Annotated in this window: 18 protein-coding genes; 6 read left to right on the plus strand and 12 right to left on the minus strand. The window is 71.4% G+C overall.

Annotation, left to right across the window (positions count from 1 at the left end; translation table 11 throughout):
• Positions 1 to 297 precede the first annotated feature (297 nt).
• Positions 298 to 1,395 carry an AI-2E family transporter gene (locus AB0K28_RS44825; protein WP_364382851.1) on the plus strand — a complete coding sequence of 366 codons (1,098 nt, stop codon included), beginning with the start codon at positions 298 to 300 and terminating at the stop codon, positions 1,393 to 1,395.
• Here AB0K28_RS44825 and AB0K28_RS44830 read toward each other — a convergent pair.
• Both AB0K28_RS44830 and AB0K28_RS44835 read right to left on the minus strand, forming a co-directional pair.
• Positions 1,364 to 2,152: a helix-turn-helix domain-containing protein gene (locus tag AB0K28_RS44830; RefSeq protein WP_364382854.1), complete on the minus strand. Its 789-nt coding sequence runs from the start codon at positions 2,150 to 2,152 to the stop codon at positions 1,364 to 1,366. The two genes, AB0K28_RS44825 and AB0K28_RS44830, sit on opposite strands and share 32 nt — an antisense overlap.
• A 20-nt stretch (positions 2,153 to 2,172) precedes the next feature.
• Complete coding sequence (locus AB0K28_RS44835; protein WP_364382857.1) at positions 2,173 to 3,033, minus strand: hypothetical protein; 861 nt, start codon at positions 3,031 to 3,033, stop codon at positions 2,173 to 2,175.
• 132 nt (positions 3,034 to 3,165) lie between these two features.
• Between AB0K28_RS44835 and AB0K28_RS44840 the strand changes: the two genes are divergently transcribed.
• On the plus strand, positions 3,166 to 3,294 hold the full coding sequence (locus AB0K28_RS44840) for a hypothetical protein (RefSeq protein ID WP_364382860.1): 129 nt from the start codon (positions 3,166 to 3,168) through the stop codon (positions 3,292 to 3,294).
• Here the strand turns inward: AB0K28_RS44840 and AB0K28_RS44845 are convergent.
• Both AB0K28_RS44845 and AB0K28_RS44850 read right to left on the minus strand, forming a co-directional pair.
• Complete coding sequence (locus AB0K28_RS44845; RefSeq protein ID WP_364382863.1) at positions 3,287 to 5,062, minus strand: hypothetical protein; 1,776 nt, start codon at positions 5,060 to 5,062, stop codon at positions 3,287 to 3,289. The two genes, AB0K28_RS44840 and AB0K28_RS44845, sit on opposite strands and share 8 nt — an antisense overlap.
• Positions 5,059 to 6,120 (minus strand): MoxR family ATPase, encoded by a 1,062-nt coding sequence (locus tag AB0K28_RS44850; protein WP_345398160.1) that lies wholly within the window; start codon positions 6,118 to 6,120, stop codon positions 5,059 to 5,061. The genes AB0K28_RS44845 and AB0K28_RS44850 overlap by 4 nt, the downstream gene beginning before the upstream one ends.
• A gap of 249 nt (positions 6,121 to 6,369) precedes the next feature.
• Here AB0K28_RS44850 and erm point away from each other — a divergent pair, with 249 nt between their 5' ends.
• A complete protein-coding gene (erm, locus tag AB0K28_RS44855; RefSeq protein WP_345398157.1) occupies positions 6,370 to 7,194 on the plus strand; it encodes an ErmE/ErmH/ErmO/ErmR family 23S rRNA (adenine(2058)-N(6))-methyltransferase in 825 nt (274 codons plus the stop codon).
• Here erm and AB0K28_RS44860 read toward each other — a convergent pair.
• Positions 7,183 to 8,571: a hypothetical protein gene (locus tag AB0K28_RS44860; protein ID WP_364382867.1), complete on the minus strand. Its 1,389-nt coding sequence runs from the start codon at positions 8,569 to 8,571 to the stop codon at positions 7,183 to 7,185. The genes erm and AB0K28_RS44860 overlap by 12 nt on opposite strands.
• A 127-nt stretch (positions 8,572 to 8,698) precedes the next feature.
• Between AB0K28_RS44860 and AB0K28_RS44865 the strand changes: the two genes are divergently transcribed.
• A complete protein-coding gene (locus AB0K28_RS44865; RefSeq protein WP_364382870.1) occupies positions 8,699 to 10,285 on the plus strand; it encodes a molybdopterin-dependent oxidoreductase in 1,587 nt (528 codons plus the stop codon).
• On the opposite strand, the gene AB0K28_RS44870 is transcribed toward AB0K28_RS44865, so the two are convergent.
• From AB0K28_RS44870 to AB0K28_RS44890, 5 genes are all read right to left on the minus strand, one after another.
• Entirely contained in the window at positions 10,272 to 12,065 is a 1,794-nt protein-coding gene (locus AB0K28_RS44870) for a glycoside hydrolase family 18 protein (RefSeq protein ID WP_364382873.1), read from the minus strand. The two genes, AB0K28_RS44865 and AB0K28_RS44870, sit on opposite strands and share 14 nt — an antisense overlap.
• Before the next feature lie 99 nt (positions 12,066 to 12,164).
• The gene (locus AB0K28_RS44875) at positions 12,165 to 13,607 is read right to left on the minus strand and encodes a carbohydrate-binding protein (protein ID WP_364382876.1); all 1,443 of its coding nucleotides are present in this window, start codon (positions 13,605 to 13,607) and stop codon (positions 12,165 to 12,167) included.
• Positions 13,604 to 15,181 carry a cellulose binding domain-containing protein gene (locus tag AB0K28_RS44880; RefSeq protein ID WP_364382879.1) on the minus strand — a complete coding sequence of 526 codons (1,578 nt, stop codon included), beginning with the start codon at positions 15,179 to 15,181 and terminating at the stop codon, positions 13,604 to 13,606. Before AB0K28_RS44880 ends, AB0K28_RS44875 begins: the two co-directional genes overlap by 4 nt.
• Before the next feature lie 289 nt (positions 15,182 to 15,470).
• Entirely contained in the window at positions 15,471 to 17,300 is a 1,830-nt protein-coding gene (locus tag AB0K28_RS44885) for a M14 family zinc carboxypeptidase (RefSeq protein WP_364382882.1), read from the minus strand.
• A 91-nt stretch (positions 17,301 to 17,391) separates the two neighbouring features.
• Positions 17,392 to 18,258 carry a TIGR03619 family F420-dependent LLM class oxidoreductase gene (locus AB0K28_RS44890; RefSeq protein ID WP_364382885.1) on the minus strand — a complete coding sequence of 289 codons (867 nt, stop codon included), beginning with the start codon at positions 18,256 to 18,258 and terminating at the stop codon, positions 17,392 to 17,394.
• A gap of 105 nt (positions 18,259 to 18,363) precedes the next feature.
• Between AB0K28_RS44890 and leuE the strand changes: the two genes are divergently transcribed.
• Both leuE and AB0K28_RS44900 read left to right on the plus strand, forming a co-directional pair.
• A complete protein-coding gene (leuE, locus tag AB0K28_RS44895; RefSeq protein WP_364382888.1) occupies positions 18,364 to 19,020 on the plus strand; it encodes a leucine efflux protein LeuE in 657 nt (218 codons plus the stop codon).
• A 215-nt stretch (positions 19,021 to 19,235) separates the two neighbouring features.
• Entirely contained in the window at positions 19,236 to 19,877 is a 642-nt protein-coding gene (locus AB0K28_RS44900; RefSeq protein WP_364382891.1) for a VC0807 family protein, read from the plus strand.
• On the opposite strand, the gene AB0K28_RS44905 is transcribed toward AB0K28_RS44900, so the two are convergent.
• Both AB0K28_RS44905 and AB0K28_RS44910 read right to left on the minus strand, forming a co-directional pair.
• A complete protein-coding gene (locus AB0K28_RS44905) occupies positions 19,785 to 20,807 on the minus strand; it encodes a hypothetical protein (RefSeq protein WP_364382894.1) in 1,023 nt (340 codons plus the stop codon). The genes AB0K28_RS44900 and AB0K28_RS44905 overlap by 93 nt on opposite strands.
• Entirely contained in the window at positions 20,791 to 22,032 is a 1,242-nt protein-coding gene (locus AB0K28_RS44910) for a histidine kinase (RefSeq protein WP_364382897.1), read from the minus strand. The genes AB0K28_RS44905 and AB0K28_RS44910 overlap by 17 nt, the downstream gene beginning before the upstream one ends.
• Between the last annotated feature and the right edge of the window lie 76 nt (positions 22,033 to 22,108).

Genomic DNA, 22,108 nt, shown 5'->3' on the forward strand with positions numbered 1-22,108 from the left:
TTCTGTTGTGTCTTAATCTTTTCAGCCGCTCAAGTCCCTGTCAAATTGACCGGACCGGCTCGACTTTCCAAGAATTAAGCCGCGCCCCCTTTCGGGGACAACCCCTCTAAGTTACCAGCCGATCCGAGTGGACGCGCACGTCTCACCGGAGTGGTGATCTCTTGGAGGTGGCCCCGAGTGAGCCCGGCGATCACCGCCGTTCTCGTGGGACTGGTGAACTCTATGTACGCCTCCCGGAACCGTCAAATCGATGGTTCGTCCCTCTCCCAGAGGCGGCCCAGGGGTAGGTACGGGGGCGTGCGTGATCAATCCGTGCCGAGGGCGGTGATCATCCTGGTCGGCCTGGCCGCCGGAGTGATCGTGCTCTTCGGCATCCGCGAAGTCGCCTCCATCGCCGGCCCCGTGGTGCTGGCTCTCGTGCTGGTCATCGCGGTCTCCCCGGTGCGCAACTGGCTGGCCCGCCGGCACGCCCCCATCTGGCTCCAGGTCGCGCTCCCCTTCCTCATCGTCGTCCTCGTGCTGCTCGCCATGGTCGGCATCATCACCATCTCGGCCACCCAGCTCGCCTCACTGCTGCCCACGTACACCGACCAGTTCCAGCAGCTCGTGGCCGACGCACAGCGCTGGGCCGCGGCGCACGGGCTCAGCAACGACGTGCTGAGCAGGGGGTTGCAGGCGTTCGACCCCGGCAGGGTGCTGGGGCTGGCGCAGATCCTGCTCGGCAGCCTGATCGGGGTGCTGTCCGCGCTCTTCCTCATCGTGGTGCTGTTGCTGGCGATGTCGCTGGACGCGCCCGTCACCTCCAAGGTGCTCACGGCCGGCGAGGGATATCGGCCGCACGTGGTGACGGCGCTGGCGACGTTCGCGCACAAGACGCGGCGGTATTTGATCGTCTCCACGGTCTTCGGATTGATCAACGCGATTCTCGACATGCTCGCGCTGTCGTTGCTGGACGTGCCGCTGCCGTTGCTCTGGGGTGTGCTGGCGCTGATCGCCAATTACATTCCGAACATCGGTTTCGTGATCGGGTTGCTGCCGCCCGCAATGCTCGCGCTGCTGGACGGCGGGGTGCAGACGATGCTCCTGGTCATCGCGGCCTATTGCGTCATCAATGTCGTCACGCAGTCGTTCATTCTGCCGAAATTCCTGGGTGACGCCGTGGGGCTTTCCACGACGATGACGTTCATCTCGCTGATCGTGTGGACTTTCGTGCTGGGGCCGCTCGGCGCGATTCTCGCGATTCCGTTGAGCCTGCTGACACGGGCGTTGCTCATCGACAGCGATCCGAGTGCGAAATGGGCGCAGGCGCTGGTGTCCGGTAAGCGGCCGGCGGGGCGGCCCGCCCAGGGGCGAGCGAGGCGGGTCAGAGGAGGTGGCTCATCGGGCCGCCGCTGAGCCGCCGTACGTCGTTGGCCATGTGGGCCTGGTCGGTGTAGCCGGCCGTGGCGGCGACCCGGGCCAGCGGGAGGCCGGTGCGGGCCAGGCGCAGCGCGTGCTGGAAGCGGACGATGCGCTGTAACGTCTTGGGTGCGTAGCCGAACGCGGAGACGCTGCGGCGTTGCAGCTGGCGTTCGCTGAAGCCGAGTGACCAGGCGACCTCGCTGACCGTCCTGCCCTGGCTCAGGGCGGTGGCGATGGCGGGAGCGACGGGGTCGAGGCCCTGGTCGGCGTCGTAGCCGAGGTGAGGGACGAGCAGGCGGCGCCGCACCGCCGCCCGCATGGCGTGCAACCGCTCCCCCGCCGTGCTCGCGGGGCCGTCGGTCAGCTCGCGGAGGAACGCGTGGCCGCCGGGCAGGTCGGCCAGGGGGACGCGGCGGTCGAGGAGGTCGGCGAGCGGGACGCCGAAGAACGCGCCCACCGCGCCCGGCTTGAAGCGAACGCCGACCATGGTCTCGCCCGCCCTGATGGACGTCGGCATGGGCCCGGTGTCAGGCCCCGCCACGAACGGCACGCCGTCACCCCAGATCAGGTCGACACAGGCGTCGGGCACCACGAGCACCCGCCCACCACCCCGCTGCTCGGGGGTGACGGAAGAGCCGGAGCCCAGCGCGCCCCAGGCGGGGGAGGGCGAGGCGGAGGTGTCGCTGGTGCGGAGCCATTCGCAGGCGATGCGGCCGGTGAGGCCCGAGGCCGGGGGCCGTTCGGCGTACATGGCTCCAACGTACGCCCGCCCTACGACAGATCGCCAAGCCTCCCGTACGCGTGCAGCGTCTGCAGGCGCTGGACGGTGATGTAGCCGCCCCACTCGTGCTCCACCAATGGCGTCCACATCGTCCAGTTCGGGCCCCAGCCGCCGTCCGGGGACTGCGCGGCGAGCAGCGCGTCGAGGTGGGTGTCCAGGATGTCCTGGGGGAAGAGGGGCAGCGGCGACGGCCGGGGCGCGAAGTCGAGCGGGTGGTGGACGTGGCCGGGCGCGTCGAGGTCGTAGGTGACGGTGCCGAGCAGGACGTCCCGCAGCCGGTCGAACTCGGCCAGCGCGCGTTCCCTGTCCGGCACGTACGTCAGAAAGGTCAGCGCGGCCATCGCCTCGTACGTGCCGGGCTCCTTGAGGTCGGCCAGCCGCGACCAGCAGAACGCGGTCGCCCCGGCCAGCCACGGATGCGCGACCCCGTGCTTGTGCAGCAGCCCCGCGATGGGCGCGGTGGGGACGAGCGCGCCGGGCGGGTCGTCGTCCGTCTGCCACCAGGGGGCGCGCGGCGTCTCGCGCACGGACGGCAGCACCCACGGCACCCCGCCGTCGGGCGTGGTCACGGAGGCGAGGTAGTCGCAGGCGGCGGCCACCATCGGGGAGCCGAAGGCGTCCAGCTCGTCGAGGATCCACAGCGCCACCTCGACGGACTCTGGCTGGCTGCCGGCGCCGCGCAGGTCGGGTTCGAGTGCGTGGCCGAAGCCGCCGTCGGGGTTCTGGTAGGCGTGCAGCGCGTGCAGCACGGGTTCGCGCGGGCCGCCCCTGAACAGCGCCTGGAAGCGTAGCCGGTCGATGAGGCGTCCGTGGTGGAGCAGGTAGCGCTCGGCGCGGTCGAGTACGTCCATGGCGGTGGTCCTTTTCATCGTGGGCTTCCGACGCTAACGAGACCGGGAGACCGCGGGCTTGTAACAATCGGACACGTGGACAGACGGCGCTGGGACACGGCGCTGGGACATCGACGACCGCTTCACCGGGGTGTGCGACGCGACGGCGATGTTGCCCGCCGGGAGGAGGAGTTGGAGGGCAGCGCGGCGTACCGGGCGATGATCAGGCTGCTGTCGGTGATCGCGGAGCCGTCCTTCCTGGTACGCCTGATCGTCACTTGAGGTGGAAGACGGGCCCGCGCGGCCGGAAGGGCAGCGAGGCCCCCTGCGGGATCAGGAAGGCGTGCTCGCGCCGGATCCGCAGCACGTCGCACTCTCCGTCGGTGATCAGCAGGATGGGCCCGTCGGGCGGGAAGTCGCCGGCGCGTTCGAGCAGCCGGACGCCGGGCTGGAGGATGGTGCCGCCCCGTCCGCGCACCCTGACCTTGGAGGCGATCTCCTCGACGGGCAGGTAGCCTGCGTCATAGGCGGTGGCGTCGCAGAACACCACGCGGGCGCGCGGCACGTCGCGGGCGGCGGCGTAGGAGGCGATGGCGCCGAGCGCCTTGCCGAGCAGCTTGACGTCCATGGAGCCGGAGGTGTCGAGCACCACCCCGAACGTGGCCTTGCGGACGGTCTCCTCGGGCCTGATCCGGCCGGGGCGCGGGATGTGCGGGGTGGCGGCCTGGCGGCGGGAGGCGCGGGCGTAGGTGCGGCGCTGCTCCTCGGGCCGGAAGTGCTCGTCGAACCAGCGGGCCAGCCGGGCGTCCCACGGCAGGGGCGGCTGGTCGAGCGCGCGGATCTCCTGTTCGAGCCCGGCGGGCAGCAGGCCGCGGCCGCTGGACTGGTGGTAGGCCAGGCCGGTGGCGAGGGCGTTGCGGTAGTAGTCGTCGAGGTCGACGTAGCCGCCGGCGCGGCGGGGCGGGCGGTCGAGCACGTCGCCGAGCCCGCGCCCGCGCAGCGTGCCGAGCTTGCGCAGGCGGCGCAGGTCGGTCGCGATGCGGTCGTAGACGGCCTCGGCGGACATGCCGGTCAGCGACTGGTCGAACAGCAGCCCTTCCGGCATCTCGCCGACGCCCATCTCGACCAGCCAGCCGTTGATGACGTAGTCGCAGGCGACGTTCCACAGGTACGGCTCGCGCAGGCCGGCGCGCTCGCCGTGGCGCAGCGCGGCGTGCAGCATCTCGTGGGCCAGCACGAACCGCCAGCCCAGCTCGGTCTGCCTGCTGAGCGGGTTGATGTAGATCTCGCCCGCCTCGGCGCTGACGGCGGCGATTGAGATGTCCCACTCCCTGGCCAGCTCGGCGTCCGTGACGATCTTCATGCCCGCGGCCAGCGCCCCGAGCAGCGGGTACGACGACACGAACCAGCGCAGCGCGGTGTCCCACGGCCCCTTGACGTGCCCTTCGACGAAGGTGCGCGGCTCACCGGCGACGTCGAGGGCGTGCGTGGCCGCGTCGGCGATGCCGATGGCGAACGACCGGGGGAAGTCGAGGTCGCGGGCCAGCTCGGCGGTGCCGATGCGGAAGTCGGGCTCGCCCGGCGGGCGGTAGGCGTCGGGCACGCTGGTGCGGCGCCACAGCTCCGACAGCGCCACCTCGTCGTGCGGTGGCAGCTCGGCGGGCAGCGGCGCGGGGCAGCGGCCGATCTTGAGCGTGCGCAGGAAGCGTTCGGCGGCCAGGCAGCAGGCGGCGTGGTACGCGGGCTCGGGGAGGTCGTCGTCGACGTCCTTCGGCGCGCAGGAGCGCGGGTCGGCGTGGCCGAAGCCGAGGTGGAGCAGCAGGTGGGCGAACACCCACGCCCACTCGTCGGCGGGGGCGCGGCGCTTGGGGTGGAAGTGCACGTCGCCGCCGGCGGTGACGTACGCCCATGTGTCGGGGGTGAGGCGGCCGTCGGGGGCCTCGTACAGGGTGCTGTGGAAGACGCGGAACAGCGGCAGCCGGCTGACGGTGTGCCAGCCCTTGAGCACCTCGGCCCGCCAGGGGTCGGTCTTGGCCTTGCGGCGGCTCATGAGCGGGCGGCCATCAGGCGGGGCACGTCTCTGCCGACCTCGACGAGGAACCAGGTGGGCAGCGCGGGCGCGCCGTCGGCGTCGTTGGCGATGACGAGCTGGGCGCACTCCAGCGAGATCTCGGCCAGCTCGACCAGCAGCGTCTTGGCGCGGAACGCGAGGTCGCGGCCCCGGCCGGAGGCGCCGCGCTTGTCGGCGGGCAGCCCTTTGATGAGGCGGGCGCGGAAGGTCTCGGCCAGGAAGTAGAGCAGGTCGCGCTCCTCGGGCCGGCGCGGCCATGGCGCGTCGCCCTTGAGCACGGCCTCCAGGTCGTACGCGTGCCGCACGGTCTTGACGTAGGCGCGGAAGGCGGAGGCGTGGGCGCTGGTGAGCGTGCCGAAGGCGAGCGTGGCGAGGGTGTCGTCGGAGACGTCGTCGCCGTAGGAGACGAGCACGTCGGAGAGCATGTGCCAGGCGCGCGGCGAGGAGAACGGCTCCTCGGTCTTGGGCGGCGGGCTCCACAGGTGGTCGGGCCGCTGCACGAGGTAGTCGATGATCCAGGGGTGGATGCCGTTGGCGGCGGCCCACTTCAGCCAGTCGTCGGACGAGGCCCGCAGGTGGACGTGGACCAGCCGGTTGATGAGCGCGGACGCCATGGGTCTGGCCAGGGCGTTGTCGGTGGCGCGGTTGCCGGCGCCGATGACGACGGAGCCCTCGGGCAGCTCGTAGGCGCCGATGCGGCGGTCGAGGATCAGCGAGTAGAACGCCTTCTGCACCTCGGGGGCTGAGGCGTTGAGCTCGTCGAGGAACAGGCAGTAGGGCTCGGCCCGCGCGATCGACTCGGGCGGCGCGAACCTGCTGCGCCCGCCGACCAGCTCGGGCACGCCGATGAGGTCTTCGGGGGCGAGCTGGGTGCCGAGCAGCGTGACGCAGTCGAGGCCGAGCGAGTCGGCGAACGCGCGTACGAGGGAGCTCTTGCCGATGCCGGGGGCGCCCCACAGGAAGACGGGCCGGACCACGGCGACGTGCAGCAGCAGCTCGGGGAGCTGTGCCGGAGTGACCGTGATCGTCGCCTGCATCACTCCAGACTGCCCAACGACGGGGGCGGCGCGCGAGGCGTTTAATGCTTTGCCCGCCCGATCGGCCGCGACCTACAGTGACCGCCATGTCGAGCATGTTCTGCTGTCCGTTCTTCATCCGCATCCGCCGCGGCCGGGCTCTGGCCCGCCGGCGGATGCGATGAGCTGACCTGAGGCTGACGCGTCCGCAGGCGCGCCCGGGGCCCTTCGAGAGACCTGTTCATCTCGAGGCCCAGGAAGGGCAGTGCTGTGGCGCAGAACTTCGCGCACGGAAATCATTCACACACTCAGAAGAAGATCAGGAACGCCGGTGGCGGCCGCACGCCCACGGATCGGGCGCGGCGCACGCTGTCGCAGAACTTCCTCGTCGACCGGCATGCCGTGCACCTGATGGTCAAGGCCGCCGCCCCGGACGGCCTGGTGCTGGAGCCGGGCCCTGGCACGGGGGCGCTGACGTTCGCGCTGGCGGAGGCGGGCGCGCGGGTGATCGGCTACGAGCTCGACCCGCGGCTGGCCGGGCTGCTGGCCGCGCGGACGCGCAGCGATCAGCGCATCCAGGTGGTCAGGGGCGACTTCGCGCGGGCGCGGGCGCCGCGCGAGCCGTTCGCGGTCGTGGGGAACATCCCGTACGCGTCGACCTCGCGGATCGTGGACTGGTGCCTGCGGGCGCCCGGCCTGACCTCGGCGACGCTGCTCACCCAGCGGGAGTACGCCCGCAAACGCTCCGGCGACTACGGCCGGTGGAGCCTGGTCACGGTGCTGTCGTGGCCGTGGTTCGACTGGCGGCTGGGTGACGCGGTCGGCAGGGAGAGCTTCCGCCCGGTGCCGTCGGTCGACTCGGCGATCCTGCGCGTCGAACGCAGACCGGACCCGCTGGTGTCGGGCCGCCGCTCGTACGAGGAGCTGGTCGAGCTGGGCTTCGGCGGGGTGGGCGGCTCGGTGCGGGCCTCGCTGAGGACGCGCTATGCCGGGGTGGACGCCGCGCTGGCGGCGGCCGGGGTGGCCCGCGACACCGTCGTGGGCCACGTGCGTCCCGGTCAGTGGATCACGTTGTGGGAGCGCCTATGCCGGTGACGTGATCCGCGACGACTTGGGCGACCCCGAGGAGGCGAGCCCTGGGACCTCCGCGACGCGGCGGTTCCAGGGCAGGGCCAGCGCGAGGATCGGCAGGATCAGGATGGAGGCCCGCGACCAGTAGGTGTGCTGCAGCCACCACCCCTGCGGGCCGAACTGGGTCATGACCAGGTAACCGTAGGCCGACCAGAACGACGTGGTGAGGATGGCCGCCCAGGCGAACCTGGTGGGCCGCGCGACCAGGAACGGCATGAACCACAGCAGGTATTGGGCGCCGAGCCGGGGCGTCATGATCATGAAGACGATCAGGATGGCCGTCGTCATGTCGATCGGGTCGGCCCGCCGCCACCACAGGATGACGGCGATCACGCTGACGTAGATGAGGTTGGTGCCGAACGAGGCCAGCTCGGGCCGCAGGTCCCAGCTGCCGCCGGTGAACCACGGGGTCCAGCCCCACTCGCCGACGATGGGCCGGATGTCGCGGATGGTGTCGATGACGGCCGGAATCTGGTTGAGCGACGTGCCGGCGAAGATCGGCAGCGTCACCAGGAAGAAGACCGGCACGAGCCCGGTGGTGAACAGCCCCATCACGCGGGCGCGCAGGTTGGGCAGGAGCAGCAGCATGCCGGGGATCAGCCAGATCGGCCAGCTCTTGGCGCACAGCGCGAGGCCCATGAGCAGCCCGGCCAGGGCGCCGCGGCGCAGGTGGGCGCGGTCGTCGGGGCCGGGGAGCAGCGCGCGGTGCAGCATGCCGCGGCGGCCGATCACGCGCGGGATGGAGCCGCGTACGCCGTAGGCCGCGATGCCCTGGCGCACCCTGGCGGCGACGTCGGTGACCATGCCGGGCCTGTGGGGGTCGCCCGGACCGCGGGCCACCACGAACGCGGCCACGCCGAACACCAGCGCGACCGGCTCGACCTGGCCGTGCACGGAGGCGACGAGCAGGGCGAGCGGGTTGAGCGCGTACTGGAAGGCGCGCAGCGACGCCCTCGGGCCGCCGGCGAGCTTGCCGACCAGCGGGATGAGCACGATGTCGGCGACCACGGTGACCAGCCGGCCGGCGTATTCCCATGGGATGCCGAGCCACAGCAGGATGCCGTAGACGTAGGGGATGGTCGGCAGGAAGTGCCAGCCGCCGTTGCTGGCCAGCACCGGGTCCTCGCCGCGCAGCACGGCCTCGCCCGCGGGCTTGAAGCTGTTGACGAAGTCGACGGGTTGCCAGGTGCCGATGGCCGCGACGTACATGATGAGCACGCGCACGGCGATGCCGACCGTGAGGGCGACCCAGAGAGGGGGGCGCCAGTCACGACGTTGCGCGACGATGGCGAGCACGACACCGGCGACGAGGACGATCCCCGTGAGAGCTGCGTAATCCATGGCGCGTCTAGCCTGCCGTAAGCCGGGACCCGCTGCCACTCGGCCGGGTCGAGTGCTGCCAATTCTTATCCCCGACATGCCGACACGTATCCCGATACGACATCACGGTCTGTGTTGAACTTTTTCCATGGGGGGATCGCAGGTCAACCAGGCACTGGTCAGGCTGTATTTCGAGGTACGGGACGGGGAGCGCGACCCGGTCGCGGCCTGGGCGAAACTCACAGGAAACTCACAGCTCTACCACCGCATGCGAGGTGAGCGGCGGGTGCCGCTCGACGACGCGACGGCGGCGGAGCTGGCCGGCGCCGCGATCGTGGACACCGCGGCGCGGCACGGCGCCGAGCGGGTGGCGGCGCTGGCGACCTCGCCGCTGTCGCGGCTGGTGGGCGACCTCGGCGGGGCGGTGCTGACCGAGCATCCATGCGCGCCCGAACAGGTGCTCGGCCCCCGGTTCTCCGGGCCGGGGGCCGACGACTGGGCCCGGCAGGCGTACGTGCTGCTGTGGGGCGAGAACAACCGGCTGGTACGCACGGCGGACACGCCCTGGGTGATCGCCGGGCGGTACAAGGGCCAGAAGGTGGTGGCGATCGGCACCCACCCGACCCGGCTGTCGGACGAGACGCTGGTGGTGCGGCCGGGCACGGACGGCGCGCTGGCGATGGCCATGGGGCACGTGCTGCTCAAGGAGTTCTACCTGGACCGCACGCCGTTCGCCGGGCACGCGATGGAGCGCACGGACCTGCCGTCCCTGGTGTGGTTGCGGCGGCGGGAGGGCGCGTACGTGCCGGGCGGGCTGACGGGTGAGGTGTGCGACCGGCTGAGCGTGTACGGCGGTCAGGCGGCGGAGGTGCTGCTGCCGCGCTTCGACGACGGCACGGGGGTGCTGCGGCGTGGCGTGCCGGTGGTGTCGGACGGCGGTGAGCCGGTGACGACGGTGTTCGACCTGCTGCTCGCCGTGTACGGGGTGCCGCGCCCCGGGCTGCCGGGAGTGTGGCCGGGCGGGTACGAGGACCGGGCCGAGCCGTACACGCCGGGATGGCAGGAGGCGTACACGGGGGTGGCGGCGTCGCGGGCGGTGAAGACGGCGCGGGAGCTGGGGGTGACGGCGGAGAAGACGGGCGGCCGGTGCGTGATCGTGCCGGGGCGGCTGGAGACGCCGCACGCGGACACGGCGTACCGGGCGATGCTGGCCCTGCTGGTGCTGACCGGATGCGGCGGCGGGTGGGCGCAGGCGGGCGGCGCGGGGATCCCGCTGGTGCCTTACCTGTGCCTGCACGCGTGCGGCGAGGACCGCGCCGACTTGGGGGCGCTGAGCTGGGCGCTGGCGGAGGGGTTGTTCGCGCGCAGGACGTCGCGGGCGGTCCTGCTGGAGGCGGTGGCCGGCGGGTGGCCGATGGCGCCGCCGCCGCGCGTGCTCGCGCTCCCCCGGCCGATCTATCCGCTGCCGCCCGACGTGGACCTGCTGATCGGGCCTGACGAGCACTGCGACCTGACGCCGCCCGACCCTGAGCTGCTGGCCGGGGCCGTGACCAGGCTGGCCGGCGACACGACCCCCAGGCGGCTCCCCGAGCCGGGCGCGCGGCCCGCGTTCGGGCGGATGCGGCTGATGGTGGACCACGCCTGGATGCACGAGTACGGCGAGGCGCTGCCCACCTACCGGCCGCCCGGTCTCGGCATCCCGATCAAGCCCACCCAGCTCGTCAGGGTGCGGTGAGCCCGTCGAGGTGGGCCCGGTGGCTCCGGGAGAACTCCTTGCCGTTGAAGACGTCCCAGTTGATCGACCAGGCCATCAGCCCGCGCAGGCCGGGATAGACGCCGCGCGGCCGGTACGACCCGCAGCCGGTGCCCTTGGCCAGGCAGTCGAACGCCTTGTGCACCTCGGCCACAGTGGTGAACCCGTTGCCGGCGTTGGGCGAGGCGGGCAGCCCGATCGCCACCTGGTCCTGGCGCAGCGGCGGGAACATGTTGGCCGGGTTCCCCGCGATCGGGAAGCCGGCGAGCAGCATGTCGGTCATGGCGACGTGGAAGTCGTGCCCGCCCATCGTGTGGTACTGGCCGTCGAGCCCCATGATCGGGCCCGAGTTGTAGTCCTGCACGTGGAGCAGGGTCAGGTCGTCGCGCAGGGCGTGGATGACGGGCAGGTAGGACGCGCTCCTGGGGTCGGCGCCGTTCTGGCCCGGGCCGTAGAACTGGTGGCCGAGCTGGACGAAGAACGTCTCGGGGGCCATGGTGAGCGTGAAGTCGTCCCCGTAGCGGCTCCTGAGCGTCTTGAGCGCCGCGATGAGGTTGACGACGACCGGGGTGGTCGGGCGGGCGAGGTCGGTGTCGCCGGGGTCGAGGTAGAGGGAGTGGCCCTCGAAGTCGATGTCCAGGCCGTCGAGGCCGTAGCGGTCGATGATGGCGGAGACGGAGCTGACGAACGCGTCGCGGGCCGCCGCCGTGGTGAGCTGCACCTGGCCGTTCTGGCCGCCGATCGAGATCAGCACCTTCTTGCCCTGCGCCTGCTTGGCCCTGATGGCGGCGATGAAGTCGGACTCGGACTCGACGCCTGGGCATTCGGCGGCGGGGCAGCGGGTGAAGCGGATGTCGCCGGAGGTGACGGAGGTGGGCTCGCCGAAGGCGAGGTGGATGACGTCCCACTCGTCCGGTACGTCGCTCATGCGGATGTAGCCGGAGCCGTTGGCGAACGACGCGTGCAGGTAGCCGACCATGACGCGCTCGGGCAGGCTGGTGTCGCCGCCGCCCTCCGCCGTGGTGCCGGTGACCTGCGTCGAGTACGGCGAGCAGTTGCCCGCCGCGTCGCAGGCCCTGACCCGGAAGGCGTACGACGTCCGCGGAGTCAGGCCGGTCGCCGTGTATGAGGTGCCGGTGACGGGGGTGGGGGCGACGCCGTTCCTGGAGACCTCGTATTTCGTCACGCCGACGTCGTCCGATGAGGGCGACCAGGTCACGTCGAGGCTGCTCGCGGTCGCGTGGCCGACGGTGACGTTCCCTGGGACGGCAGGGGCCTGGGTGTCCTCGGGGCCGCCGCCCGGGCCGTCCAGCTGGACGTCGTCGGCGAGGTAGGGGCCCTGGCCGTACCAGCCGTTGACGTACACGGTGACGGACGTGGTGGCGGGGCCGGTGGTGAAGGAGGTCCTGAGCTGGGACCAGGCGGCGCCGGGCGAGGCCCACGTGCTGGCGCTGACGCCGGAGCCGGTCGCGCCGAGGAAGACGTACGCGCCCTGCACCCAGGCCGACAGCTCGTAGACGGTGTTCGGCAGGACGGTGACGGCCTGCTCACAGCGGGCCAGGTCGTTGCCCTGCGGGGTGGCGCGCAACGCGCGGGCGCCGCCGTGCACGGGTGCGGTGACGGTCTCGGCGCCCGAGCAGGTCCAGCCGGTCAGGCCGGACTCGAAGCCCGGGTTGCGGGCGATGTCGGCGGCGTGTGCGGGGGTGGCGGGGAGTGCGACGAGTGCGGCGGCCAGCAGGACCGCCGGTGCTCGGAATCTCATGCTGTCCTCACTGCGGTCCGCCCCCGAGGCGGAGGGGGGACGGGCCGGTCGGTGACTCGGAGGCGGCCCGCCCCTCGCGCAGGGGCGGGCCGTCGCTGGTCAGAAGCCGGCGGTGATCCTGGTGAAGTCCCAGTCGGCCTGCGCGATGCCGCTGCAGTGCGCGACCACGCCGCCGCCGGGGCAGCCGCGGTCGCGGTTGACCGCCCAGTAGGCGAGCCTGGTCAGGCCCTTCGACCTGGCCCAGTCACGGATCTGGGTCCAGGTGCCGGTGGTGGTCATCTCCTGCTGGTCGGACACGCCGTTCATGCCGGAGATGCCCATGTGGGCGTACGCCTGCGCGTCGGTCCAGCCGTAGGCGTTCTTGAGCGCGTTCTTCAGGCCCTCGGAGGCGTTGACGGTGTCCTGGTAGATGTTGGAGCTGCCGAAGTCGAACGGCATGATCGTGAAGTTGTCGATCGGCACGCCGAGCGCCTTGGCCTGGTTGATGAGCCGGACGCCGTGGTTGTTCGGGCCGGTCCGCTCGGTGCCGAACGTCACGACGATCTTGACGTTCGGGTTGTTCTGCTTGACGATCTTGAGGGCGTTCAGGATGCGGTCCTGGACGGTGTAGTTGGCGAACTCGTCGGTGTTCTCGATGTCGAAGTCCACGACGGCCGGGCCGACGGCGTTGATGACCTGCTGCACTGCGTTGGCGTACGCCTGCGGCGAGGAGCAGTTGGGGCCGAGCTTGTTGCCCTGCCAGCCGCCGAAGGAGATCTGGACGTTGCCGCCCTTCGACTTGATCGTGTTGATCGCCTGCTGGTCGGCGCCGCCGGTGAGCGGCCTGTTGCCGTCCCAGGCGGGGGTGCAGCCGCCGCTCGACAGGATGAACGCCATCGTGAACGACTTCACGCCGGTCGCGTCCATCACCGTGCCGGGGTTCGGCGGGCTGCCCCAACCCATGTAGAGGTAGGGGGCGCCGGCCATCTTCGCCGGGTTGGGTCCGGGGTCGGAGCCGCCGCCGGAGGTGGTGGCCGTCACGGAGTTGCTGGCCCCCGACAGGTTGCCGGCGGCGTCGCGGGCGCGGACGGTGTAGGTGTAGCCGGTGTTGGCGGCGCGGCCGGTGTCGGTGTACGACGTGCCGGACACCGTCGTGACCAGGGTGCCGCCCCGGTAGACGTTGTAGCCGGTGACGCCGACGTTGTCGGTGGAGGCGTTCCATGCCAGGGAGACGCTGCTGGAGGTGACGCCGGTCGAGCGGAGGTTGCCGGGCGCCGACGGGGCCGAGGTGTCGCTGCCGCCGCCGCCCGAGCCGCGCTTCCACAGCGCGGGCACGTTCGGCGGCTCCCAGCCGGGCTGCGAGGTGTGCGCCTGGAGGCACACGTAGTCGACGCCCTGGTAGGTGACGACGGCGCCGGTCGCGTACGAGGTCCACGGCGCCCAGGCGGCGGCGAGCACCCTGATCTGCTGAGTCGTGGCCTGTGCGGGGGTGGCGAGCCCGGCGCCGGTCAGCACGAGGGCGAGGCCGGTCGCCAGGGCGGTGAGTCTGCTGCGAAAGGTCATGGCATTCCCTGGAGGTGGGGCTTGACGGTCTTGGAGAACTGCCAGTTGTTGCTCGCGTCCCAGTTGATGGACCAGGTCATCGCGCCGCGGATGTCGGGGTAGGCGCGCGGCGGCACGAAGGAGCCGCAGTTGCTGCGCTTGGCCAGGCAGTCGAGCGCCTGGTTGACGAGGGCGGGCGCGACGACGCCGCCGCCCGCCGCGCCGGGCCCGGCCGGCAGGCCCAGCGCCACCTGGTCGGGGCGCAGGCCGTTCTCCAGCTGGATGCAGGCCAGGGCGGTCATGAAGTTGACCGAGCCCTGCGCGTACGCCTGCGCCTGGTCGCAGCCGAGCATGGAGCCCGAGTTGTAGAACTGGGTGTGGACGACCGTGAGGATGTCCTTGATCGACAGGGCGAGCTTGAAGTACTCCATCCCGGTCGTCTGCATGTCGATGGTCTGCGGGGCCATCGTGATGATGAGGTCGGCGTCGGCCTTGGCGCGCAGCGATCTGAGCGCCTGGGCCATGTAGGTGGCGTTGAGTCCGTTCTCCAGGTCGATGTCCACGCCGTCGAAACCGTAGCTCTGCATGATCGCGTGGACGGAGTCGGCGAAGCGGGTCGCGGCCGCCGAGTCCGCCACCTGCACCCGGCCGGCCTCGCCGCCGACCGACAGGATGACCTTCTTGCCGCGCTGGTGCAGGGCCTGCACGTCGGCCTTGAACTGGGCGTCGGTGTAGCCGCCGACCGCGGCGGCCAGGCCGCCGTCCACGGCGAAGGTGACCTGGCCTGGAGTGGAGGTGGCCTCGCCGAAGGCGACGGCGATCAGGTCGTACTCGCTGGGGACGGCTCCGAGCTTGAGCTCGACGGCGGGGTTGACGAAGTTGTGCCAGTAGCCGGTGAGGAAGTGCTTGGGCAGCGTGCCTCCGCCGCCGGTGCAGCCGCTGGTGGTGGCGGTGACGTCACGTCCCTGCGACTCGCCCTGCGCGTTGTACGCCTTGACGGTGTAGGTGTGCGTCTGGCAGGTGCCGAGCCCGCCGATGGTGGCCGTGGTGCCGGTGGCCGTGGCCTTGACGGTGCCGCCCTCGTAGACGCGGTAGCCGGTGACCGTGCCGCTGGACGCGCCCCAGGTCAGGGTGATGGCGCTCGCCGTGGCGGTGGCGTTGACCGTTCCCGGGGCGCCGGGGACGCCGGGGTTCGTGGTGCCGCCGCCGCAGGAGGCGCCGTTGAGCGTGCAGCCGGTGATGCCGGGGAAGTTGCCGGGGTTGCCGTTGAAGCCGAAGCTCACGCCGGCCCCGGGGGCGAGCGGGCCCGCCCAGCTCGGCGGGGTGAAGGTGTAGTGCTGCCCGCTCCTGGTCATGACGGCGTCCCAGGCGGACGGGATGCTGAAGCCGGACGGCAGGTCGAACTGCACGTTCCAGCTCGGCATGGCGGTGGTGCTGTCGTTGGTGACGGTCACCTTGCCCTCGAAGCCCGAGCCCCAGTCCGACACCTTGACGAACGTCGCGGTGGGGCCCGCGGCGTGCGCGGGCGCGGCGGGGAGCACGGAGAGGCCGAGTGCGGCGGTGGCCAGCGTCAGGAGGATCGCGCGTAATCTCACGGGTCTTTCCTTCTGGTTCTGCGTGCCGTACGGCTTGCGCAGGGGGGTGAGAACGCAAGCCGTACGGCACGGCCCGCGGAGGTGAACACGGGCCTGGGGGGTGTCTGCGCGAGTAACCTTGCTGCGGTTGTCAGGTCTTGTCCGGACGAAGATTACTTTTAGGAAACTTTCCTAAGGATTGCCGCGATCGTAGCTCTGACACCCGAGGCTTACAAGACCCAAACACGACTCCGCCGCACGAGTCAGCCGACCGTGCGGCCCAGTCGTGCGGCGGAGGAGAGACCGGCTGCTACGGCTGCCGGGTGATCCTGACGTCGTCGATGCCGGCCTCGACCAGGGAGGCCCCTGAGGCGTCGGCGGCGTCGATGAGGATGCGGACGGTCTGGCCCGCGTGCGCGTTCAGGCTCGCCGTGGCCGTGGCCCAGGCGCCGTTGCGGTTGGAGGCCGCGCCGGGCTGGTTGAGCACGGTCGTCGTGGTACTGCCCACCACGCGGACGCGCAGGTAGTCGGCGCTTGAGGAGTTCGAGCCGTGCGCCAGGTAGTGCGAGAAGGACAGGCTCAGCGCGCCCGTCGAGGGCAGCGTGATCGGCGGTGACTGGATCGAGGTGACGCCGCCGTCGATGTCGTGGTCGCCCGCCGACGAGCCCGCCAGGCGGCCGGTCACCAGGTCGTTCGTGCCGCTCACCGTGGTGCCGAGCTGCTTGGCGCCGCTTGAGGTGGTGGCCTGCGGGTCGCCCCGCTCCCAGAGCCCGGTGCCGGCCGTGTCGGTGCCGTTCGGGTTGACCGTCCAGCCGGTCGCCGTCTCGAACGTGTCGATGTAGACGGTCTCCGACGGGGTGCCGGTGCCGCAGTACTGGGCCTCCTTGCCGATGATGCGGTAGACGCAGTCCGCGTACTCCAGGAAGCGCAGCACCGCCTCCCTGTTACGGGTGGTCTGCGTGACGATCTGCTCGTCCGGCGGGTAGAAGCCGGGGCTTGAGCCGCGCGGATACATCTCGAACGTGAAGCTGAAGATCTTGTAGACGCCCCACAGCCAGTCGTCGATCGTGCCGTCGGTGATGTAGAGGTCGCTGGCCTGCTCAGGCGTGTACCCGTTCGTGCTCGCCATGTTCTGCCCCAGCGTGGCGTGCGCGTCGCGGTCGTCCTGCGTCAGGCCGGGCGCCGTGTCGTTGAAGGTGTAGCCGTACGGCCAGAGGATCAGCTCGCTGTAGGTGTGCCAGTCGATGTGCGCCTTGATCTGCTGCACCCCGCCCACGACCCGGCCGCGCACCCAGTTGGCCGCCGCCCTGACCTCGGGCGCCGACTCCGCGCTCGCGCCCCGGTACGTCTCGCTGCCCGCCGAGCCAGACGACCCGCCGCAGCAGCCCCAGTTGTAGGCCCAGTTACGGTTCAGGTCGGTGCCGACCGCGGACGAGCCCGAGTTCGGCTGCCGGTTCTTGCGCCAGGAGCGGTAGGAGCCGGTGGCGATGTCGTACTCGCCGCCGTCCGGGTTCAGGTCTGGCATGATCCAGATCTCCCTGGTGTTCACCAGGTTCGTGATCCGGGCGTCGCTGCCGTAGTTGTCGGCCAGCAGGTGCATGATGTAGAGCGCCATCTCGACCGTCAGGTGCTCGCGGGCGTGCTGGTGCGCGGTGAACAGCACCTCGGGCTCGTTCTCGTCGGCGCCCACGTTGTCGCTGATCTTGACCAGGCGCAGCGGCCTGCCCTCGTACGACGTGCCGTACGTCGTCTGGCTGACGATGTCGGGCCGGGCCGCCACCAGCGCGTTGATCTCCGCGGTCATCTCGGCGTAGTTGTGGTAGGCCGAGTCCGCCGGCGGGAAGTCCAGAGCGCCCACCGATGACGGCGGCGCCGGTCGCGGCACCTCCGTCACCCGATAGCCGAGCCGCCTGATGGCCGACACCTCGGACTCCGTCGCCGTGACCAGCACCGAGTCCGGGTCCACCTCCTCGATGGCGGCTCCGGTCGCCGCCACCGCGCTGCGCTGCCGCGCGTCCGCCGGGCCCGCCACCCGATACTGCTTGTTCGGCGGCGGCTCGGCGGTGGCCCCCGCGCCTGTCATGCCGGTCAGGCTGATCAGGCTGAGGGCGGCAAGCAGGATGACTAATCGGTGTCTCACCTCGTCCTCCTCGGGCGCTCGGGGTCGGGGTTGACCGGCGCCTGAACTGAGAGTGAAGACGTTGACCGCCGCGGAGAAGGCCCAAATTCCGTCAGCCTGCGGCCAGCCCCGCGATGCGCTCCACCAGGCCGTCGGCGTCGAAGCCGATCGGCTGCCAGTAGACGTGGTCGGCGCCCAGTTCCCTGGCCCGCGCGAGGTCCTCGGCCACCTGCTCGGCCGAGCCGGTCAGCGGCATGCGCTCGTCCAGCGGCCGGTCGCCGATCACGCCGTTCACCTGGATGACGAACGGCCCCGCCCCGCCGGCCTTCCGGTACGTCTCCACGCACTGGCCCAGCGCGTCCCAGTCGAACACCACGGCGCTCAGCCCCATCCCGAGCGCGGCCGCCCGCTCGACCGCCGCCGGTGCCGCCGCCCCCGCGAGCAGGGTCAGCCCGGCCGGCTTCGGCCCGACCTGCGACTCGGGGATCGTGTAGAAGCGGCCGGAGAAGCTCACCGGGTCGGGGCCCCAGCACGCGCGCATGGCCGCCACGTGCTCGGCGAACCCGGCCCCGCGCCGCGAGACGGGCACTCCCGCCGCCTCGAATTCCTGCGCCATCCAGCCCTGGCCGAGGCCGATCCACAGGCGGCCGCCGCTCAGCCGGTCGAGCGTCGCGAGGCGCTTGGCCAGCACCACCGGCGGGTGGTAGAGGGCGTCGATGACGCTGGTGCCCAGGCGGATCGTGCTGGTGGTGGCCGCGAGGTAGGCGAGCGTCTCCAGGGGGTCGTACACGATGGCGCTCTCCTCGGGCAGCGGCACCACCTGGTTCAGCCCCAGCATGTACGGCTCCGCCGGCCGCAGCAGCCGCTCGTACGCCCACACCGCGCCGAGTCCCGCGCGCTCGGCACGCTGCGCGACGTCGGCGATCCGCTCAGGGCTCGCCTCAGGTCCCGTGATGGGCAGGCCGATTCCGAAGTCCATGTCGTGCTCCCTTCCGTCACATGGATGGACCCGGGCGGGGCGGGAAAGTCATCGGACCGCCGGATATCGTGTGATGTCAGCGGTTCGTCCCCAGGAGCAAGCAGCATGTTCTTCGGCATCACGGATTTCTGGGCCTACGCCATCGGCGCCTTCCTGATCATCCTGTTGCCCGGGCCCAACTCCCTGTTCGTGCTCAGCCACGCGGCCACGCACGGCGTACGGGCGGGCTACCGGGCCGCGTGCGGCGTCTTCGCGGGCGACACCGTGCTGATGTTCCTCAGCGCCGCCGGCGCCGCCTCGCTGCTGCGCTCCCACCCGGCGCTGTTCGCCGTCGTCAAGTACGCGGGCGCCCTCTACCTCGCCTGGATCGGCCTGCAGATGATCCGCGGCGCGTGGAAGTCGTGGCGCGCCGCCCCCGAGGTGTCGGAGCAGCCCGTCACCGCGCCGGCCAGGGCCGAGAGCCGCCCGTTCCGCAAGGCGCTGACGATCAGCCTGCTCAACCCGAAGGCGATCCTGTTCTTCGTCTCGTTCTTCGTGCAGTTCGTGGACCCCGGCTACGCCAGCCCGGCGCTGACGTTCGTCATCCTCGGCGCGGTCATCCAGCTCTTCAGCTTCCTCTACCTGACCGCGCTGATCTTCGGCGGCACGTTCCTGGCCGCGCAGTTCCGCCGCCGCAGGCGGCTCGGCGCGGGCCTGGCCTCGGGCGTCGGGGTCGTCTTCCTGGGATTCGGGGCGAAGCTGGCCACCGCGTCACTCGGCTGAAAGCCCGGCTCAAGGCGCGGCTGTTTTCGTGGAGACAGATCGAACGCGTCAAAAGAGGCAGTCGCACCACCACTCCTCAGGTACGGTAAGCCACCGGCGTGCTTCCCGGGGACGGCGGCCGATGACGCTCTGGTGACAGCGAGCGATCCATCGGGAAAGCCTGGTCCCCCGAAGCCCGGGTAGTCGCTGATCGTCGGCCTATCTGCGGAGCAGCCTTGAACCATCCACCGGTCACCCTTCCACGCCTCACCGCGCTCGCCCGGCAGGCGGCTCCCCGGCTGCTCGAGGCCGTCGTGGCGCCCCTCGCCGTGTTCTACCTGGCCATGGTGGTCCTCGACTTCAGGTGGGCGCTCGCCCTGACCGTCGCCTGGGTCTACCTGGGGGTGATCTGGCGGCTGATCAGGCGGATCAAGGTGCCCGCGACGATGTTCCTGGCCGCGTTCGCGATCACCGTACGCGCGATCGTGGCGTTCTGGACCGGCACCTGGATGTGGTTCTTCATCCAGCCCGAGATGGGCACGATCTGCATCAGCATCGCCTTCCTCGCCTCCGTGCGGCTCAACAAGCCGCTGGTGGAGAAGCTGACGCTCGACTACATCCACCTGCCATCGGCGGTGCTCAAGCACGAGCGCGTGCGAAGGTTCTTCGCCAGGATCACCCTGCTGTGGGCGTTCGTGCTGCTGATGAACTCGACGTTGAGCATCTTCCTCGCCGTCTACGAGTCGCTGGCCGGCACGCTCGCCGGGTTCATGCTGCTGCGCACGTCAGCGGTGGCGCTGATCAGCGGCACCGCGATCACGTTCTCGATCATCGCCTTCAAGCGGCTGCTGCACCGCCTGCACGTCGCCCACACCTGAGCCCACACTTGACCGTTCGACCAGCAGAAACGCCGCGCACAGGCCCATGACCAGCCCGGTCAGCATGCCGAACAGCGCCACGAACTCCTCCACGCCGCCCTCCGCCGCGCTGAGCGGCCCGGCCGCCGCCGCGACCACCATCGTGTAGAGCCCCCAGGCGAACAGCGTGCCCGAGCCCAGCCAGACCAGCACCGCAGGACGCCAGAACGGGCCGCGCCCCCGTCCGGCTCCCCGTCCGGGCCCACGTCCGGGCCCCCGCCCGCGCACGAGCGCCACCAGCGCGAGCGCCCCCGCGATCGCCAGCGTCCCGCGCAGCAGGTTCTGCACCGCGAGGTACGGCTGCGCCCCGATCACCCGCGTCAGCATGACGCCGCCGAGCAGCACCGCCACCGGCAGCGCGGCCCACGCGATCACCCGCTGCAACGGCCTGGTGAGGCTGGGGAAGGGGTGCGAGAGCCGGGTGGTGAAGACAGCAGGCCAGCGGTCGCGGGCATAGAGCGCGAACGCGGCCATCAGCCCCACGCCCTGCCCGATGAACCCGCCGTAGACCATCGCGTACACCCACGGCTCGATGGGGCCGCCGTCGAGCGCGTCCAGCCCGGACGCGACCAGCACCACCGGCGCGCTGACGATCACCACCGACAGCAGGCCAGACCCGACCCACAGCGGCAGCAGCACCAGCCAGGCCGGCAGGCGCAGCCCCCAGCGCATGGTGAAGGCCAGCGCCAGCACCAGGCCGACGGCGTCCATGCCGAACGTCATCGCGTTCATCCCGACCATCGCCGGGTCCGCCATCAGATCGGGGGCGCCGACGCCGACGTAGTGGCCGGCCAGCCAGAGGATCTTCAGCGTGAGATAGGGCAGCATGGCGGCGACCGCCACGATCGCGGCGGTGACGCGGCCGATGCCGGGCCTAGGTGCTTCGGTCATGCTCCGAGCGTGGCGCGGCGAGCTCCCTGGCTCCTCCCGAGCCTCGGGGATCCTCCTCCCCCTCGCGGGGGAGGGTGACGGCGAGCTCGAAGCCGCCGCCCAGGGGCCGCGCGGTCAGCGTGCCGCCTTCCGCCCGTACGCGCTCGCGCAGGCTCGTCAGCCCCAGCCCGCCCCTGCGGGCCGTGGGCCTGCTGCGCGGCGGCCCGTTGCGCACGCGTACGAGATGCGGCGAGACCGACACCGCGACCTCGGCGCCCGGCGCGTGCTTGGCCGCGTTGGTGAGCCCCTCCTGCACCACGGCGGCGGCCAGCTCCGGCATCGGGCCGCCGGCCAGGTCGAGGGTGATCGCCATGCCGGAGGCCGCCGCCCTGCGGACCAGGTCGGGCACCAGCTCCTCCACCGGCTCCTCCGCCGGCTTCTCCAGGGGCGCCAGGGGCGCCGCCTCGGCGTCGTCCCGGAGCAGCCCGATGATCTGCCTGAGCCGCTCGGTGGCGTCGGACGCCGCCTCGCGCAGCTCACCGGCCGCCTTGACCTGGGCGGGCGCCAGCCCGGGAGCCAGCTCAAGCCCGCCCGCCCTGACCGCGATCAGCGCCAGGTCGTGGCCGAGCGAGTCGTGCATGTCCCGCGCGATCCGCGCCCGCTCCCGGAGCCTCGCCTGTGCCTCGACCGACAGCCTGGTCTGCGCCCGCTGGTGCAGCAGCCTGCCGCGCAGCACGCCGAGCAGGTAGGGGACCAGGTAGGTGCCGATCAGCGCGGTGACCATCGACACCCACAGCGCGAGGTCGCCGCCCATCACCACGACCACGGCCACGCCGACCAGCGTGATCAGGCAGAACGCCATGAGCGCGGGCGCCGTACGGGTCGCCCGGCGGCCGGTCAGGTACGCGTACCAGATGATGAACGGCGACGTGGGCAGCAGCGGGAGGATCTTGACGTCGTGCCGGGGCAGCAGCCACGTCAGGTCCACCGTCGCGAACCCCTCGCTGAACTTCCACGGCCCGAGCGGCAGCAGCAACATCAGCGCGGCCAGCGGCCAGCGGCGGCCGACCAGCACCGCCGCCGTGGCCAGGCCCCAGCGGGGCAGGGTCATCAGGGCGAACCCGGCGGGGTCGCGGAACGGGTCGGCCCCCATCGCGGCGATGAACACGCAGAGCCCGATCCACAACAGCAGGTCGTAGACCACCTGGCGGCGGTTCGCGCGGCGGAGCTGGCGAAGGTACCTCACGCCCGCCGACGTTATCCGCTGCCGGACGGTACGGGAGACCCCCGAAGGCCAGGTGAGGCGCCTGACGAAAGTAAGG

Origin of the sequence: Nonomuraea sp. NPDC049504 (genome assembly GCF_040676845.1) — a bacterium.
GTDB lineage: Bacteria > Actinomycetota > Actinomycetes > Streptosporangiales > Streptosporangiaceae > Nonomuraea > Nonomuraea salmonea.